Consider the following 17,668-nt stretch of genomic DNA (forward strand, 5'->3'; position numbering starts at 1 on the left):
GAAAAGGTTATTTATTAAAATTGTTATGCATGCATACAAAAAAATGCTTTATTTGCATTCGTAAACGTTTTAACTAAGTCTAGTTCTCCAAAAGCTTATGTTGTGGTAAAAATATTTCAGAAGCTTGGGTTTGGGGATTGGTTGATGAGTAAATGAAATAAATCGTAGTTTAATTCAACTTTATAAAATTATAGAAATATGAAAATATTGGTTTGTATTAGCCACGTGCCAGACACTACTACCAAGATCAAATTTGTAGACAATAAACTTGATAAAAATGGTGTACAGTTCATTATTGCCCCTTATGATGATTATGCGCTTGCAAGGGCTATTGAGCTGAAAGAACAACATGGGGGAACAGTTACCGTGCTAAATGTAGGCACAGCCGAAACCGAACCTACCATCCGCAAAGCGCTGGCTATTGGGGCAGACGATGCAATTAGGGTAGATGCCGACCCGATAGATGCATTTTTTGTGGCGACACAGATTGCCGAAGTGGCAAAAGAGGAAAATTATGACCTTATCCTGATGGGGCGCGAGTCTAGTGATTTCAACGGTGGTTTAGTGCATGGGATGGTAGGGGAAATGCTGGGCGTGCCGTCTGTTTCCCCTTGCATGAAAATGGAAATTGAAGGAACTACCGGTACGCTTTCGAGAGAAATTGAGGGAGGGAAAGAGGTTTTAACTGTTGAATTGCCGTTTGTGGCAGGTTGCCAAGAGCCAATTGCCGAATGGAAAATCCCTAATATAAGGGGGATTATGATGGCACGGAAAAAGCTGTTGAAAGTAGTGCCTGCTACTGGGGTAGAAGGGGTGACTGAATATCGGTCATTTGAGTTGCCAGCTGAAAAAGCAGGTTGCAAAATGGTGGACGCAGATGATATGGCGGGCTTGGTTAGCTTATTGAAAAATGAAGCCAAAGTGCTTTAGTACCCTCATTCCTTAAGATATTTTTCATTCAAAATAAAGATAGTATGTCAGTATTAGTTTTTGTAGAATCGGATGGCGGTAAGGTAAAAAACTCCTCTTTAGAAGCGGTAGTTTACGGAAGAGAAGTCGCCAAGTTGACTTCGGGAAGTGTAGTTGCCCTTGCCATGGGCGATGGCGTTAGTGCCGATGGGTTGGCTAGCTTAGGTAAATACGGAGCTGAGAAAGTTTTTCATGCTTCAGATTCAAAATTCAATGAGGCAAATATAAACGCAACATCTAGTTTAGTAGCTAGTGTAGCCAAAGAATCAGCTGCGCAAACAGTGGTGATGGCTCGTTCATCTTTAGTAGATGCAATTGCGAGTAGGGTGGCCATAAAATTGGGCGCTGGCGTAGCTGCCAATGTAGTTGCAGTTCCCGATGTATCGGCAGGTTTTGTAGTGAAAAGAGGTGTTTACACAAGTAAGGCATTTGCTAATGTATCCATTCCTCAATCTGCTAGGGTGCTTACCATAGCCAAAAATGCTGTAGGGCTTGAAGCTGGAGAAGGCACGGCAGAAGTTGTTGACTTCAATACGACCATCGATGACACTGATTTTACAGTGAAAAGAGTTTCAGTTGAAAAAGCAGAAGGGGATGTGCTATTGCCAGAAGCTGATATGGTTGTTTCGGCAGGAAGGGGCTTGAAAGGACCAGAGAACTGGGGAATGATAGAGAGTTTGGCAAAGACTCTTGGAGCGGCTACGGCATGTTCAAAACCTGTATCGGATATGGACTGGAGACCTCATCACGAACACGTTGGGCAAACGGGTATCAAAATTAGTCCGAACCTTTATATTGCCGTGGGTATTTCAGGGGCCATCCAACACTTAGCAGGGGTAAACTCCTCAAAAGTGATTGTCGCGATCAACAAAGATCCAGAAGCTCCTTTCTTCAAAGCAGCCGATTACGGAGTAGTTGGAGATGCTTTTGAAGTTGTTCCTAAATTGGAAGAAGCGTTGAAAGCTGCTTTGTAAAGGCAGGTTCAAATGATAAATAGAAACCCTGTAAGCTAGCTATTTTGCTTACAGGGTTTCTTTGTGTAAAACACTGGATAGATCACTCAAAATCTATCAGCTTTATTTCATAAACCATTACTGAATTAGCAGGTATAATTCCTTGGTCATTGTTTCCATATCCCAAATGACTAGGGATGAAAAGCTGTATTTCACCACCTCTTTTTATCAATTGCACCCCTTCTTTTATACCATCAACCAATTGCCACAGACCAATTACAAAAGCTTCTTCTCTATCGCCTAAGTTTTCAAAAACTTCACCGTCTAAAAAGTAACCCTTGTATTCTAATGTAACTGTTGCGTCAGAGGTAGGATAATCATTGCCCTCTTCACCTTCGTCTATAATCACATAATAAAGACCTGAATATGATTTGGTAGCATTGATATTGTTTTTGCTTAAATAATTTTGAATTAGTTGATCGTCAATAAGTTTCTGTGCTTCAACCAGCTCTGCTGCTTCATCTTCACTGTTGCTGCATGCCCCCAAAATGCTCAAAAAAAGCCCAGCTGTCATTATTGTAAAGGCATATTTCATAATCGATAGTAAATGTGGTTGAATTTGATTGTTGTTGTGGTAATTAAAGAAAATAGTTTATCGGGGTTGGCTTCCAACCCCGATATGTAAGTTGAATTAAACTCGTTTGTTTAAAAACCGAAATCGATCAATTCTATTTCAAAAATTAGGACAGAATTTGCAGGTATTGATCCAGTAGCGTTGCTTCTATAAGCTAATGGGCTAGGTATTATCAATTGGGCTTTTTCTCCTTTTTTCATTTTTTGTACGCCTTCCGTCCATCCTTTTATTAGATTGTTGTCAAGTATAAAACTAATACTTTCGCCATCTGCAGTGCCGTCAAATTCCTCATCATTTATAAGTGAGCCTGTATATGCTACTTTTATAGAATCGTTAAGTGCAGGATGCTCGGTGCCCGTCCCTTCTTCCAACACCCTATAATGCAAGCCCGATGCCGTTACTTCTGTATCGGTAATATTTTTCTTTTCTAGGTACATGCGAATTGTTTCTGCGCTTGCAACAGAATATACGGTGTCATAGCTAGCTGTAGAAGGAAAGAAATCGAGAACTTCCATTTCAAATTTCAAAACGGAATTAGCAGGAATAGTTCCCAGTTGCTGGTTGCCGTATCCTAAGTGACTAGGAACGTAAAGCGTCGCTTTTGAGCCTCTATTGAGCAAAGGCAAAGCAATTTGCCAACCATATATCAGGTTTTGTGGAATGAGTACTGCCGGTGCAGCTCTCTCTTTTGAGCTATCGAACAGCGTACCGTCTAGTAATCTCCCTTCGTAATGGAGCACTACAGGGCTATTGTAAATGATAGAGTCTGTACTGCTAATTCCAGGCTCGTCTATGGTGTAATAGAGGCCTGAAGAATGCCTTGTGGCATTAGTGATCCCATTTTCAGCAAGGTGGGTAGATATTAGTTCTTCGTCCCTTTCGCTGTAGTCCACCGCTGGTTCAGGGTCACCAATACAGCCAGCAAGCCAAAATGTAAAAAATGTAAATACTAAGTAAATAAACGTGTTTTTCATTACCATTAATTAGTTTATAAAATGTATCATTTAAGTCCGCCAAGCATGTAACTTGGTTTGCTATAGATCAAGACCCTGCCTTTAATAAAAAGGCTGCAAGTGCTATGGGTTGAGTAGTGAGAGGGGATAGTAACGGGCGTGCAAATATCCTTTTGGTTTTGAAGGTGCAAATATCGGTAAAAAATCATTCCGAGTAGCACTCCTTTAAATATGTGCTTGGAGATGAGACAGGTGATGTGATAAGGTTGACAAAATCATTAACTTTCAAATTACCCCAACATCTCCTTCAAATAATTAGGCAAGGCAAAAGAAGCTTGGTGGAGCTCAGGGTTGTAATAAGCAAGTCTGTGATTTTCTACCAAGTTTTTTTGTTTTTTCGAATCAATTTGGATGGTCGGGCTTCCTTTTTTACACAGAGCCAAGCCCCACATACCCGAAGGGTAGGTTGGAATGGAAGTGAGGTAACAGCGGACATTTTCTTTACCAAACTGCTGCTTTAAGCTCTGGAAAACCTCTTTGAACTGATAATCGTTGAGGTTTGGCGATCCTGCTTGGGTTACTAAAATCCCATCTTGCTTTAGGGCTTCGTAGGCAAGTGAAAATAGTTCGCCTCCATTAATTCCTTCGCCTATTCCCACGGCATCGGCGGTGTCTACCAAGATGATGTCCAAACTTTCTTTTTGTACTTTTTTAAAGAATTTGAAGGCATCCATCAGTACTAGGGATGTTTTTTTATTCTCAAGTCCTTGGGCAGCAATACTTGGGAAAAATCGCTTGCTTACGGCCACAATTTCCTCGTCTTGTTCTAGTACTGTCACATTTTCTACTTCAGGGTGCATCAAAACCTGCTTCACAATTCCACCGTCCCCCCCGCCAACTACTAATATGTTTTGAGGTGTGGAGTGGGAGAGAAGAGGTACATGCGCCAGCATTTCGTGGTAAGCGGCTTCATCTTTCTCGGTAGTAGCTATCACGCCGTCAAGCACCAACATTTTTCCAAAAAGCTCGGTCTGATACACCTCTATTTTCTGAAATTCACTTTGGGTTCGGAAGAGTAGTTCCCCACTGTGCCGCACCGAAAGAGCCATGTTTTTGGTGCGCTCGGTGAACCAAAGTTCCCGTCCTTCGTGCTCGGCTTTTTCGTAGGAATCCAACCCTTCGGGCAATGCGGGTTGGGGCAAGAGGTGCTTTTGTCCCCTCAACATTTCTATGGGGGAATAATGGTCGGCTTGGAGTGCTTCCGATAAATATTCGGAGGAAACCCAAGGGTCAATGTCTTCACCACACGTAAAAATATCGACCGAGGCAAAGCCATATTCGGGCCAAGTATGGATAGCCAAGTGGCTTTCTTGGATTACGACTACTCCCGAAACCCCATAGGGTGAAAAGTGGTGGAATGTAGAGTTGATGATAGTTGCATTGGCTTTTTTTGCCGCCTCTATCATACTTTTTTCTATGAAAACAACATCGTTTAATAGAGTTTTTTCACAACCAAAATATTCTGCTATAATATGTTTTCCTAAAGATTTCAACTGCTCTGTGGTATTTGCTTGTTTGTTCAAATGTAGAAGAACTTAGCTCTTTTAAGGGGTTAAAATGAATTCTCTTGCTTGTCTTTGTTTTTGCTTCTAAGCTTTTTAGCTTGAGTAAAACTTTTCAAATCCCTTACGAACTTACTATGAAATTCACATTGCCTTTACTCCTTATTTTGCTTTATTTAAGTGCTTGTAATTCTACAAAAGAAGAAGCTCAAACCGAAGAAAAACGTCCCAATATTCTATTTGCTATTAGCGACGACCAGTCCTTTGCCCACACAAGTTTTGCTGGGGCTAAGTTTGTAAATACCCCCGCCTTCGACCGAATTGCCAACGAAGGGATCTATTTTAAAAATTGCATAGCAGGTTCTCCGGGTTGCGCCCCTTCCCGGAGTGCTATAGTAACAGGGCGCTACCCTTGGCAAAATGAACAATCGGGGCAACATGCTTCCTCGTGGATGAAAAAGCATGTTCCATTCATAGATTTACTCGATGCAAATGGCTACAAAACCGGGCGGACTGGAAAAGGGGTTGGACCTTTTTATTTCGATAAAAACGGAGAAAATCCGACTTGGAGAGCGAGCGATCCGGGAGGGAAACTCCACAGCAATATTACTTATGGAAAAGACAACGATGAGCGGACAGGAGGCGGGATAAGTTCAAAAAACTACTTTGCCAACTTTAAATTCTTTTTAGATTCTGTGGTAACCGATGAGCCATTTTTCTTTTGGTACGGAGGGCATGAACCACATTTGCCCTACGAGCAGTATTCTTGGAAGAAAAACCAAAAGCAGTTGGAGTCAGCCGAAGTTCCGGGTTTTTTGCCCGATGTAGATGTAGCCCAAGGCGATTTGCTGGACTATGCAGTGGAAATAGAATGGTTCGACTTGCACCTGATGCGGATGCTCGATTACCTAGAGGAAATAGGGGAATTGGATAACACCATCGTGATCGTTACAGCCGATAATGGGATGCCTTTTCCAAGGGCTAAAGCGAATGGGTATGAATACGGAATCCATGTGCCTTTTGCAGTTCGCTACCCAAAAAGTTTTCCCGGCAAGAGGGTGGTGGGAGATGTGATTGATTTTACCGATATAGCACCGACCATTTTGGAGATGACAGGAACAAGTCCTGAAGGGATGATGGCTATTTCGGGGAAAAGTATCCGTGATATTTTGGAGTCTGATAAGGAAGGAATGGTTCATGAATCAAATAAATACGCTTTTTCTGGCAGGGAGCGCCACTCCTCATCTCGGTACCAAAACTGGGGTTATCCGCAACGAATGATCCGAAGCGAGGATTATTTGCTAGTATGGAACGCAAAACCTGATAGGTGGCCGGCTGGAGCTCCTCAAAGGATCAAACCTGAAACTAAAGGCGAGTTATTGCCCATGTATGGAATAGATGATGATGGGAAATTCCACAGTGATTGGGCATATACCGATATCGATGCCATCCCAACCAAAAGCTTTATAGTAGAGAACAGAGAGAACCCGAAATTCAAAAAGTACTTTGGATGGGCGACAGCCAAACGGCAAGAATTTGAGCTTTTCGATATTAAAAAAGACCCTTACTGTATTACTGATTTGAGTGGAGATGAAAACTTGGCTGTAGTGGAAAAAGAACTGAAAAAAGCCTTGTTTGCCAAGCTAACAGAAACTCAAGACCCTCGGGTCGTTGGCCCAGATAAGGAAATATTTGATAGCTATATTCGGTACAGCAGGATGCGAGAGTTTCCGAAGCCGGAGTAAAAAAAATCCCCGAAGCTCGCACTCCGGGGATCATTCGTCGACCAGATTTATAATCTACTGTTTTAACACTTTTTTCAGAGAAGTTCCCTGATCAGAAACGAGCTGGATGAGCAGCATACCGCTAGGCGCAGTAGAAAGATCGATGGTGATCAGTTCGCCTGCCTTTCCATCTTGTTCAAGAATCAGCTTACCAGTATAATCAGTCACCCTGATCTTAAGGGTTTCCCCATTTCCTTGCGGGCTTTCTATATTGAGCAACCCGCTGGTTGGGTTGGGGTAAGCTTCATATGAATTGAATTCTGGTTGAAAAGTAGGGGCAAAGCCGCTAGCTATTCCAATAGAAGCTTTTCTGGCGAAGCTTCCTTTTGCCCAAACTTCCAAGCCACTGAGGGCAGCCTCTCCACCTTCGGTCTCAATGCTGATGCTGCCATCGGTTACATCTACATCCCAAGGTCCGAGCTTTCTCCATTCCTTGGCTTCCAAGCCGAAGTCATCTTCTACTATCTTTCCATTCAGCTTAATATCGTATTGCTTGTTGCCTTCCCATTCCATCACGTACAAGTAGACCTGGTACTCGCCGTTCGGTACTTCGTTCATTTCTATTCCTGATCCTTCAGGTTCTTTAATGAGTGCCTTGCCAAGCATCGTGTTCTTGTTGGCTTCGGTAGGGGCATCGTTGAGAGGAATCCAGCCCATGTTATAAGATCCACCATGGTTCACAAGGTCAGCTGAATAAGTTGCTTCCCAAGGATTGCCCTCAATAGTGAGTGCCTCACCGCCAAGGTTCACAGCTCGGTAAAGTTCGAGTTCTTCGGTTGGAGGTTCTGGTTCTTCCGATTTCTCCCATGTTGCGATGTTGCTATAGCTGGACTCCCCAGTGTTATTCCAAGCTTTCAGCCTAAAGGTAGCCACCGAGTCAGTAGGGGTGCTCATTATGTAGGAGATGAACCCTTCACCCAAGCTATCAAGTACCGTAAAATTCCCATACGTTTTGGATTCGAGTACAAAACCAAGCTCGTTATCCGAGTTGTCCGACCATGTTAACTCCAATTGGTCATCTATTTTGGTAACAACTAAGCCACTTGGTGCAGCAGGTGCTACTTTTGGTTTAGCAGGAGTAAATATCCAAGCTGTATCACTAGTTTCCGATCTGTTTCCTGCTTCGTCTTTTGCGTAAACTTTGAAAATATATTCGCTTTCTTCGGAAAGGTCTGTCACATCGAACACGGTATCGGTTACCAATTCGCTGTTGAGCTTGGTACTTCCTTCAAAGACGTCGTATCCTGCAAGTGCAACGTCATCTGTAGACGATTCCCAAATTAGTGTCAATGAATTGTAAGTGACATTTTTGGCTGAAAGATGCCTCGGTGTAGAAGGAGGCGTGGTATCTTTTGGAGCAGGAGTTCCTGTTCCTTTCCATACTTCCAAGCCGCAAATTGCCGCTTTTCCGCCCTCGGTCTCAATGCTGATCTTCCCATCGGTCACGTCCACTTCCCAAGGGCCGAGCTTTCTCCATTCCTTGGCTTCCAATCCAAAATCGTCCGCTACAACTTCTCCGTTCAGTTTTATGTCGTATTGCTTGTTGCCTTCCCATTCCATCACATACAGGTACACCGAATAGGTGCCTTCTGGAATGTTGAGCATATCCATACCTGCACCCGAAGGGTCTTTTATCAGTGCCTTGCCCAGCATCGTATTTTTGTTGACCTCGGCAGGTGCATCGTTGAGTGGGATCCAGCTCATGTTGTACGAACTACCCCTTATAGCAAGGTTCGTGGCATAACCCGATTCAAAATCAAGCTCGTCGATGGTGAGTGCCTCGCCTGCAAGATTCACTGCTCGGTATAGCTCTAGCTCTTCCTCAACAGGTTGGTTCATTGCATCGTGAAGTGCTTGGATCTCCTCTTCGTTTAGCTCTCTATCATAAACCCTCATTTCGTCCATCGCTCCATTGAAGTGGTAGCCATTTGGTACGTCCAATGTAGGTTCAAAACCAATATAAGTATTAGCAAAACCAGGGTCAATTACATTTTCCATCAGACTATTTGACCCACTTAACACACCATTGATGTATACTTTTCCAGTGTTGTACCCATTTGAATTATAGTTAAAAGTATATGTAACCATATACCATGCGTCCAAACTTAAGGTTTGATTTCCCATAACCTGACTACTTTCATTCAGACCTTTAACCGTGAGCGCTGGGCGTCCCCACTGACCTGTAGCATTTCCTTTTCCTTCAATAGCAGGTGAAGAACCCTTGAAGGGAGTGCCATTAGCTCTGTTGGAAAGGATTACTGAGCCTGCTACCTCTGAATAGGCATTCAATTTCACCCAAACATTGATAGAGAAATCAGAACTATACCTTTTTAGGTCTGGGTGGTAGCCACAATCGATGTAGCTACTTGTTCCGTCAAACTGAGCTGCTCCACTAGCATTGCCCAACTTGTCTTCAGCGAAAGTGATGTTTGCAGGCGTACCATCTTGTTGGTTGGTAGAATAATCTTTAGTATCTCCATCAAAAGGATAGTAAACTACTAAGCCACTTTCCAAATTAATTCCAGTTGGCTCTGTTTCTTCCCAATCAACTTCGTTGGAATATTCAGATTCTCCGTGGTTGTTCCATGCTTTCACCCTAAAGGTAAACAGGGTATCGTTTGCTGGGCTTATGGCATGGTTGTAGGAAGACGTTCCTGCAGCCAAGCTATCGAGAAGTTCAAAGTTGCCATTGCTATTTTTTTCTATCACAAAGCCAAGCTCGTTGTCCGAGTTATCCGTCCAAGTGAAGTTGAGCTGCCCATCTGTTTCAGCAACTGCTAATTCAGATGGAGCTGTAGGGACAGTTGGTAGTGGAGGTAACGTGCTGATAGTTAGAGTTCCACTAGTATCCGAAGAGTTGCCTGCCGAGTCTTTCGCCAATACAATGAACTTATATTCAGTATCGATCTCAAGGCTATCAATGAACAATTCTGTTTCGGTAATGAGTTCTTCGCCTAGTTTTTGCCCGTCTTGGTAAACTTCGTAACCAGCGAGAGCTGTTTCGTCCGCAGAGGCATCCCAAAGGAGCTTAAGCGAGGTCATGGCGATGTTTTCGGCTCGTAGATTTTCCGGAACAGTTGGAGGTATGGTATCGCCTGGTTCAGGAGTGTCGGCATTTCCAGACCAAACTTCCAGACCGCATAGCGCCGCTTTTCCGCCCTCGGTCTCAATGCTGATCTTTCCATCGGTTACCGCAACTTCCCAAGGGCCGAGCTTTTTCCATTCCTTGGCTTCCAGACCGAAGTCATCTTCTATTATCTCTCCATTAAGTTTTATGTCGTATTGCTTATTCCCTTCCCATTCCATCACATACAGGTACACCGAATAAGTGCCTTCTGGTACATTGAGCATATCTGCTCCAGCTCCATTTGGATCTTTGATAAGTGCTTTGCCCAACATGGCAAGTTTGTTGGCATCGGCAGGAGCGTCGTTCAGTGGCAGCCAGCTCATGTTGTAAGAGCTGCCCCGAATAGCTAAGTCAGCTGCATAGTTCGATTCCCAGTCATAACCATCAATTGTAAGCGCTTCACCGGCAAGGTTTACCGCTCGGTAGAATGCCAGTTCCTCGGCAACTTCCTGCACTTCCACAAACACCGTGTCGCTGAAGAGCGTAAGGTCAGGAACGTTTACGTTCGTCGCGCTGGCGTGGTACTCGCCCGAAAGCGACGGGTCAAACTCGGTAAAGAACAGTGTATCGGTAGAAGTAGTCGCCACCAACGAATCTCCCCTAAACCACTCGTACGTGCTCCCCGCAACATCCTTGTCTATGCCCCAAGTAATGAACTTGTCGCCTTCTCCACCGACCATCATCGAGTCTGACTGGAAGGGGATGGTTTTTTGTGCTTGGAGACCTGCTTTTATGTTTAAATGAGAGTTTCGGGTAAAATCTTCAAAAGTAAAAAAGTTGCTCTTGATATATAATCTCATATGAATATCATCGAAATTATGAAAAATTGTCAGTTTTGGAAGGTGATGTAATTTATTGTTATAAACCTGAAAATATTTGATGTCCTTTAGTTTATTTAGGCTTTCAGGAACTTCCCCTTCAATGAAATTGTCGTTTAATAGAATTGTATTGATTTTCTTTAAATTGCCAATGTTGTTTGGTATCGAACCCGTTAAATGGTTTTTATTTAAGAATAGGTATTCTAGTGAATCTAAATAGGTAATTGAGTCAGGTATATTTCCATTCAATTGATTTGTGCTTAATTCAAGCCAATTCAATTTTTGAAGTTGTCCTATTGTTGATGGAATTTTTCCAGTCAATTCATTGTTATATAATTCTAATTTCTGCAGGTTAGAAAGTTTGCCAATTGAAGTAGGTATATTGCCCTCTAGCTTATTGTTTTCTGCTTCAAATTTTACGAGATTAATTAAGTTGCCTATCGAGCTTGGTATTTTTCCACTGAGTTTGTTATTAAAAAGGTGTAAAATTTTTAACTTTTTTAAATTACCGAAGGACTCAGGTATTGGACCTTCAAAGTCCGATACAAAAAGTCTGAGATCTTGGAGGTTAATCAGTTTACCATAACTTTCTGGGATAGAACCTGTAAATTTATTAGCTCCTATTTCTAAGGTTTCAAGATTGGTTAATTCTGAAATCCATTCTGGAAGATTGCCTTCAAAATTATTGAGGACGATATCAAGATGTTTTAGCTTTGACCAATTTCTCATTCCTTCTGGCAAGCTTCCATACAATTCATTGGATCTAACATTAAAAATTTCAATTTCTGATAAATATTGTATGGAGTTTGGTAGTACTCCATATAAATTATTATATGCTGCACCTGAATTAATAAAGTCAACTCCTTTCACTCTGCCAGATGAGCTTGTGGATATCCCTAGCCAATTATCTATTGGGTTAGTACTTAACCAGTTATTGTTTTTTACCCATTCGTCCCCATTAGTAGCATGATAAAAGTCCACTAAAACTAGTGAGTCTAATTTTCTAGAATGCTCCAAAGGTTCAAATCTTATTTCCCATTGGAAGGCTTTGTCAGAAGCCCATTTGATTAGGAAAGTATCTTGAACATCAGTAAGGAGGCTGGATTCTGATTGTAAGCCATCAGAGTCATCGTTATATGCGATTAAGCTACTTTCGCAATCTTTGTATATTTCAAGTTCTGTATCCGCATCTGTATGGTATACAGAAGAAATAACAAGGTTGCCCAATGAAGGTGCTACAAATTTGTAATAGACTAGGGTGTTTTCAGTTTGATATATTCCTTCGGGAATAAATTGAGCAGACTCACAATCTAGGCCTTTAACCTCTTCAACTTCCACAAACACCGTATCGCTGTAGAGCGTAAGGTCAGGTACATTCACGTTCGTAACGCTGGCATGGTACCCTCCCGAAAGCGACGGGTCGAACTCGGTAAAGAACAGCGTATCGGTAGAAGTAGTCGCCACCAACGAATCTCCCCTAAACCACTCGTACGTACTCCCCGTAACATTCTTATCTATGCCCCAAGTGATAAACTGTTCGCCTTCGCCACCGACCATCATCGAGTCTGACTGGAAGGGGATGTTTTTTTGTGGGGAGATGCTGTAATCTAATAAGGTATTATCTTTATTTAAATTTAAAAGAATAGATGAAAACGTTAATTTGTTATTGTCAATATGAAATGTGGAATAATAACCTGATAGTTTTTCTACAATATTTGGGAAGGTGGTAAAATTGTTTTTTTCGGCTTTAAAGTGATATATCGATGATGATTCAATGTTGGGAAAGCTACCTTCAAAATTATTATTATCTACAAAAATGTCGTATAAAGCTATTGAAGAGGATAAACTAGAAGGGAGTTTACCATAAAATTCATTGTTAGATAGATTAAGGTAAAATAAATGATAATTGTATGGTAAATAATAATCAGAGGTTCTAAAAAGACTGTCAGGAAGTTCTTGCCTGATTTCATTATTAGATAAATTTAGATAGTGAAGTTGACCAATAATAGGAAAAGCATCTTTTGATATACTTACCAATTTATTTTTACTTAAGTCTAAGTAACTTAAGTGTTTGAGTTTACTCAATTCAGCTGGAATGTCTCCATCAATATTGCAATCGATTATCCCTAGTTGAGTTAGCTCATTAATTCTAGTAACAGATAATGGAAACTTAGTTCCAAGATTACATTGGTCGAAGGTAAGCCCAGTAATTGAATATTCTAAAAAACGGTTTAGATCTTCCTCAAGAAGAATATAATTACCTAGTGAGAGGGTTTCAATATTAGTCAATTCTTTGACAAAGTCTGGAATGTATCTATGGGGCTCGTTTTGAGTTTTTAAAGCGGTTAGTGTTAGTCGCTTTATACCTTTTAAAAGATTCAGGTTGTAATCAAATTTAAATGTATCATTTATTTGATATAGATATAGATATTCCAATTTGGATAGATGGATTATTTCTTCAGGTATCCCTTTGACTTTGCTTGTATTTCTGATATATAATGATCTTAGTTTACTTAATAAACCAATTGTTCGGGGTAATTGACCAGATAAGTTTAAATCATAAAGGGTTAAATATTGTACTCTTTCATCTCTTAATCCTATACCATTCCAGTAATTCATTGACCTCAAAGAGTCCCACCTTTTAAAGCTCCAATTCTCCCCATTCAAATTATGGTACATATCAACCAATACCAACGAGTCCAACCTCCTAGAAGGCTCGATACTTTCGAAGCTTAAATTCCATTCAAAAGTGGAGCCTGCGTCCCATTTTATGAGGAAGGTGTCTTGTGCATAGGATAGCTCGCTTGCTTTGGACTGCAAGCCCTCGGCATCGTCGCTAAAGGCGAGGAGGTCGCCACCGCATTGGAGGTAGATTTCCAAGTAGGTATCGGCATCGGTATGCCCCACGGAGGAAACAGTGAGTTGTCCAGTAGAAGGGGCGATGAACTTGTAAAAAGAGGTGTCTAAACCGCTTTGGTGGATGCCCTCGGTTATAAATTGGGCAGACTCACAGTCTGAGCCTGAAACTTCCTGCACCTCCACAAATACCGTATCGCTATAGAGCGTAAGGTCAGGTACGTTTACGTTCGTAGCGCTGGCATGGTACGTACCCGAAAGTGACGGGTCGAACTCGGTAAAGAACAGCGTATCGGTAGAAGTAGTCGCCACCAACGAACCGCCCCTAAACCACTTGTAGGTACTCCCCGTAACATCCTTGTCTATGCCCCAAGTGATGAGCTTGTCGCCTTCTCTTCCAACTTTTAGTGAGTCTGATGAGAAAGGAATGCTTTTTTGGGGAGAGATGCTGAAGTCGTATATGCCATCTTTAAAATTAAAATTTGGAATTAATGATGAAAAGGAAAGTCTATTGTTTTCTGCCTTGAATTGTTTAACAGAATAATCTTGAGCTGATTTGAAGATGTCGGCTATCAACGGAACTGAAGTAAACCTATTGTTGTGAACATCAAAACGGGTCATTTTATCTGATGATAATTGAGGGAAATCCCCTTCAAACTCATTGTTACCTAGTTTAAGAGTTTGTAAGTTGCTCCAGTCATTAATAAAATCAGGTATTTTACCAAAAAACTTGTTGTTTGATAAGTCTAATGATGTAATATTTTTTAAGTTTTTAAAACTAGAAGGGATTTCACCTTTGAGGTTATTATTGTTTAAGGATAGTGTTCTGAGTTTTTCTATCTTAAAAATTTCACTTGGTATAGTATCTACAAGATTGTTGTATGAGAGATCGAGAAAGTAAAGCTCGGGTAGTAATGATAAAGAATTACTTTCAATGGTTGATACATTATTTTTATAAAGTGATAATCGCCCAAGGTTTGCTAGTTTATTTATGGATGCTGGTAAGGCTCCTGAAAAATTGTTGAATCCCAAGTCTAAAATTTGTAGGTTATTGAGGTTTGAAAGCTCATCGAGTATATCAAACGTAAGATTGTTGTGATCTGCATCAAAAAGCATCAGGTCATTAAGCTTTGACAAAGCTCCTGTTTCTATCCCATTAAACTCGTTTTCATAAATAAAAAGTTGTTCAAGTTTAGTTAGGTTATTTAATTCTTGGGGGATTTGTCCCTTTATTTCACAATTGGTAAGATATAAAATTTCTAATGTGTTTATTTTCGTTACTTGTTTTGGGAACATGTTGTTTAGGTTACAGCTCTTTATCCTTAAGTGACTTAAAGGGATATTAGAAATTCCATTCAATTCATCATCATATATGGTTAAGTTGTTCAGAAATAATTGTTTAAGTGAGCTTAATTGATTGACAAAACTCGGAATATGAGAATTGCTGTTATAGAATGAAAGGGATAGATTCTTTAATTGGATTAAAGAATCTGGAAATAAAAAGTGTTCAGGAATGTTATTGATTTCAAGATTTGTTAATTTACTTAGATTTTTTGTTTGATTAGGTAGTTCATGTAAATGTTGAGCATATGAAATACGCAGATCTCTTAACTCTTCCAAGAAACCAATAGATCTTGATATTTTTCCGTATTCAAATGATTCCCAAAGGTATAGACGATCAACCCTATCGTTAGTACCTAGGAAATATATACCTGCCCAAGAATCAATTGGTGTTGAAAAATCCCATTTATTATTATCTGGCCAATTTTCACCATCTAGTGCATAGTACATGTCAACCAAAACCAACGAATCCAGTCTCCTAGAAGGTTCGATAGATTCAAATCTAAGCTCCCAATCAAAAGGCTTATCAGATTGCCATTTGATAAGGAAAGTATCTTGTGCGTAGGATAATTGGCTAGCTTTGGACTGCAATCCTTCTGCATCGTCATTGTAAGCGAGTAGCTCACCACCGCACTGGAGGTAGATTTCTAAGTAAGTGTCGGCATCGGTATGCCCCACAGAAGAAACGGTGAGTTGCCCAGTTGAAGGGGCGATGAACTTGTAGAAAGATGTTGTTGAATCACTTTGGTGGATGCCTTCGGTTATAAATGGATAGCTAGAGCAATCCAAACTATTTTGTGGAACGATTTGTATCTCCGTAGTTTCAAGGAAAAAATCAGGGACAGAATCGTGTTCTATCTGACAATAATATGTTCCAAACATATCAGGAGTCAGTTCTTTGATTTCTAATGTGTCGGAATTTGTCGTTTGGAAAAAATTATTGTTTTTATACCAATTGTACTTCAGTCCTTCAACTTTGGACTCTTCTTTTAAACCTAATACTATTTCAAGAGGTTGGTTTTGAGTTCCCCATATAGTGTCATTTTTGATTTCAATTGATGCTTGGGGGTGTACTGAAAAGTTGATTATATGTTTAAGTGCTTGATTCGGGAAAATAGATGAAAAGTCTAACTTGTTGTTTTTTAATTCAACTGTTCTATAATAGTGTTTTTTACTTCTATCGAAGCAATGAGTCAAATCAGGAATATTAGTAAATCTATTTTGAGTTATGTTAAATATGTAAAGAGAGTCAATGTTATTTGCAAAACTATTTGGGAATTCGCCCTCAAAATCATTTTGCTTAAGATAGAGATCAGTTAAGTTTTTTAAATTACCTATTTCTTTAGGAATGCTTCCATAAAATGAATTTTGAGATAAATCTAACTCGTGTAGAGCAATAATATTACAAAGTTCGATAGGAAACACTTGGGTGAATTGATTGTCAGAAAGGTATAGAATATTGAGGTTAGAAAGTTCAGCAAGCACATTGATTCCCCCAGTTAAATTATTTTGGGATAAATTAAGTGATTGAAGGTTTGTAAGTTGGTTAAATGTAGAAGGGATGTCTCCAGTGAATTTATTGGAATATAAATTTAGGCTTCTGAGATTTTTTAGAGTTCCTATTTCTTCTGGTAATGTTCCTTCAATATTTCCATTGGTAACTGATAGGCTTTCTAAATTTTTCAATTCGATGAGAGATATTGGAAACGTTTTATCTTCCCATTCTCCGTCTAAATAAATTGATGTTAAACTTTTAAGATTACCTATACTTGTAGGTAGAGAGTCTTCAAATTTAGAGGCTGAAATAGATAAAATTTTTAGTTGAGGTAAAGTAGTGATGCTAATCGGGAATTTAACCAAAGATTGATTATCGTATTCATAAAATATCCTAAGTTCTGAGAGTTGTTCAAGGGTTTCAAATGATTTGGGTAAAATAATATCTACATCTATATAGTCGAGATACATATTTCTCAAGCTGGATAGATAGTCTATTTCATATGGCAATCTCGTTACATTGTTTGAAGAAAATCCAAAAATGCTTAATTCATTTAAAAGCCCAATACTTCTCGGGATTTTACCATGTACATGGTTACCAGAAAAATAGAGTGAATATATTCTGTCATTTGAAATGTAATAAGGACCATCAGGCCAAGTATCAAAATTTTCAGCTAAATTCCATTGCTTCTCTTCAGGCCAATTCTCCCCATCTAAAGCATAATACATATCCACCAACACCAGTGAATCCAACCTCCTAGAAGGCTCGATGCTTTCAAAACTTAGATTCCATACGAAAGCGGTATCTGCATCCCATTTGATGAGGAAGGTGTCTTGTGCGTAGGTGAGCTGGCTGGCTTTGGACTGCAAGCCCTCGGCATCGTCGCTAAAGGCTAGGAGGTCGCTACCGCATTGGAGGTAGATCTCCAAGTAGGTGTCCGCATCGGTATGCCCTACGGAGGAAACGGTCAGTTGCCCAGTTGAAGGGGTGATGAATTTGTAGAAAGATGTTGTTGAATCGCTTTGATGGATGCCTTCTGTTATAAATTGGGCATTTTGGCAATCACTTCCGACTTGAGCGAATAGCAATTGGGTGGAGAAAAGTATGCCCAACAAGGACAGCAGGAGCTTTGGAGATAGAGTTCTCTTCATGACAAATTTAGAGTTTCAAAAATGA

7 protein-coding genes are annotated in these 17,668 nt (G+C 40.4%); 3 read left to right on the forward strand and 4 right to left on the reverse strand.

From position 1 onward, the window contains the following. Positions 1-198 precede the first annotated feature (198 nt). Positions 199-930 carry an electron transfer flavoprotein subunit beta/FixA family protein gene (locus R9C00_08015; GenBank protein WPO37392.1) on the forward strand — a complete coding sequence of 244 codons (732 nt, stop codon included), beginning with the start codon at positions 199-201 and terminating at the stop codon, positions 928-930. Between the two features lie 44 nt (positions 931-974). Next, positions 975-1,943, forward strand: coding sequence for an electron transfer flavoprotein subunit alpha/FixB family protein (locus R9C00_08020; GenBank protein ID WPO37393.1), 969 nt, complete (start codon positions 975-977; stop codon positions 1,941-1,943). Positions 1,944-2,025: 82 nt separating this feature from the next. On the opposite strand, the gene R9C00_08025 is transcribed toward R9C00_08020, so the two are convergent. The 3 genes from R9C00_08025 to speE form a co-directional block, all read right to left on the reverse strand. Beyond that, entirely contained in the window at positions 2,026-2,517 is a 492-nt protein-coding gene (locus R9C00_08025; GenBank protein ID WPO37394.1) for an FKBP-type peptidyl-prolyl cis-trans isomerase, read from the reverse strand. A gap of 110 nt (positions 2,518-2,627) precedes the next feature. Further along, a complete protein-coding gene (locus R9C00_08030) occupies positions 2,628-3,530 on the reverse strand; it encodes an FKBP-type peptidyl-prolyl cis-trans isomerase (protein WPO37395.1) in 903 nt (300 codons plus the stop codon). Between the two features lie 269 nt (positions 3,531-3,799). Further along, positions 3,800-5,092 carry a polyamine aminopropyltransferase gene (gene speE, locus R9C00_08035; GenBank protein WPO37396.1) on the reverse strand — a complete coding sequence of 431 codons (1,293 nt, stop codon included), beginning with the start codon at positions 5,090-5,092 and terminating at the stop codon, positions 3,800-3,802. Positions 5,093-5,172: 80 nt separating this feature from the next. Between speE and R9C00_08040 the strand changes: the two genes are divergently transcribed. Beyond that, on the forward strand, positions 5,173-6,816 hold the full coding sequence (locus R9C00_08040) for a sulfatase (protein WPO37397.1): 1,644 nt from the start codon (positions 5,173-5,175) through the stop codon (positions 6,814-6,816). Between the two features lie 54 nt (positions 6,817-6,870). Here the strand turns inward: R9C00_08040 and R9C00_08045 are convergent, their stop codons facing one another. Continuing rightward, complete coding sequence (locus R9C00_08045) at positions 6,871-17,643, reverse strand: leucine-rich repeat domain-containing protein (protein WPO37398.1); 10,773 nt, start codon at positions 17,641-17,643, stop codon at positions 6,871-6,873. Positions 17,644-17,668: the final 25 nt, after the last annotated feature.

This window comes from Flammeovirgaceae bacterium SG7u.111, from assembly GCA_034044135.1.
Classification (GTDB): Bacteria; Bacteroidota; Bacteroidia; order Cytophagales; family Flammeovirgaceae.